Genomic DNA, 223 nt, shown 5'->3' on the forward strand with positions numbered 1-223 from the left:
GTGGAGCCAAGCGGGATCGAACCGCTGACCTCCTGCTTGCAAGGCAGGCGCTCTCCCAGCTGAGCTATGGCCCCATACAAATTCCATCAAAGCTGAACAAATGGTTTTCACGTCTTGCGCTCAAAGCGCCATATACCGATAACTTATATCCGAACCTCATCGGGTTCGGGTATTTCCTTAGAAAGGAGGTGATCCAGCCGCACCTTCCGATACGGCTACCTTG

Annotated in this window: 1 tRNA gene; it reads right to left on the bottom strand. The window is 52.9% G+C overall.

The features are described 5' to 3' along the window. Position 1: 1 nt before the first annotated feature. Positions 2-74: transfer RNA gene (locus FGT79_RS30865), tRNA-Ala, on the bottom strand. Positions 75-223: the final 149 nt, after the last annotated feature.

It is taken from the genome of Paenibacillus sinopodophylli, assembly GCF_005930355.1.
Taxonomy (GTDB): domain Bacteria; phylum Bacillota; class Bacilli; order Paenibacillales; family Paenibacillaceae; genus Pristimantibacillus; species Pristimantibacillus sinopodophylli.